The organism is Fervidicella metallireducens AeB (assembly GCF_000601455.1).
Taxonomy (GTDB): domain Bacteria; phylum Bacillota; class Clostridia; order Clostridiales; family Caloramatoraceae; genus Fervidicella; species Fervidicella metallireducens.
In genome coordinates, this window is record NZ_AZQP01000129.1 from 1 (window position 1) to 1,248 (window position 1,248).

The 1,248-nt window shown below is 40.9% G+C and carries 2 protein-coding genes; both read right to left on the reverse strand.

All coding sequences use genetic code 11. The features are described from left to right. Window positions 1-486 precede the first annotated feature (486 nt). A complete protein-coding gene (locus Q428_RS14045; RefSeq protein WP_035382040.1) occupies window positions 487-786 on the reverse strand; it encodes a hypothetical protein in 300 nt (99 codons plus the stop codon). A 17-nt stretch (window positions 787-803) separates the two neighbouring features. Then, window positions 804-1,248 (reverse strand): hypothetical protein (locus Q428_RS15560; protein ID WP_161633641.1); only part of this gene is annotated, 445 nt, incomplete at its 5' end.

Here is a 1,248-nt window from a genome sequence, read left to right on the forward strand (position 1 = left end):
TGTTTATGCGTATACCGGCGGCGTTGACAATACCGGCCGCTCCTGCGAAGGCTGCATGTTGAATTTACACATAAATGCGCTCGCCACCCGGCAATTGAATGCTTAACACTGTAAGCCGCTGTGTGCGGCTGTGTCGCATTTTGGCAGCCGCCATAAGGTGTTTGCCCATTCGGCAAAAATGAAACCGTATTCGGCGGCTTTCTGAGAAAACGTGTTTACCTTCAAATTGCAGCCCCAAAATGTGCCTTCATCCCCTCAATCGCCGGGTGAACCATGGGGTCGAAAATGGTGCATGTTAAAGCACCGGGGTCGCAGAGCTTCCCCGGCACGGCTCACATCAGCGCAATGCGGGCTGAGTGGCACTCTGGTGTCGGGGTCGGATTTCGTATAGTGAAGTGGTAAGCGGGGTTATGTACTGCGAAAATCCGCATTTGTAAAGGAGCATATAGGGTTCATTGCTGACCCCCTGTTTTATCAATCAGGATACTATTTATGTTTTTCATGTAATATTAATTTGTTTTTTTCTTCCATACTATATTCTCTTATTCCGTTTATACAATCTCTTAAATAGACTAATTCGGTATTAGTTGTTTCAAAGTCTTTCTCAGTCAGATGCTTAATCGCAAAATAACAATCCGTAATCAATGGACTTGATTCAATGTCATAGATTTCTTCGGGTTGGATAGTTGTAATTAATCTCTCAACGGCTTTCAACCTATCGTATCTGCCGTTTAGATAATTTTCGATTATTTCGTTAAAATTTATAAGTATTTCATTCTTGTTCATATTCATTAGCCTCCTCATTATTTTGATAACTTGTTAATCAATTGACCTGTCTGGATTCTGACTGCATCAAAGTCTCGATGTAATAAGTTCCCTGCGCTATCGGTGACTTCATGAATTATGAACCTTGTACCACTGCTATCTGAATAACGTATAACCTGTGAAAGGCCCCCTTCTGTGGATGCTCTGCTTGACATTACGCTTGAATTTAGTTTTGAGAAATCGACTCTTTTTGCTTCAATTTTCCCAATATCGTCTATAACATTTTTAGGTGCATAATAACTTCCATTAATTTTTTCTACACCCTTCAAGTAATCTAGCGTTGTTTTTGCTCCAGTCCCTGCGCCCTCTATGGCCTTACCCGTTCCCTTAATCCTTGTTGTTAACTTACCTATAAATCTAACTAACGATTCTCCTAATTTTTGATAGAATCTTGGAGACATTTCAGGAAATGGTAGATCAATT

Coding starts and splice junctions, on each gene's coding strand:
- Q428_RS14045 (WP_035382040.1), bottom strand. CDS start 786: ATGAACAAGAATGAAATACTTATAAATTTTAACGAAATAATCGAAAAT.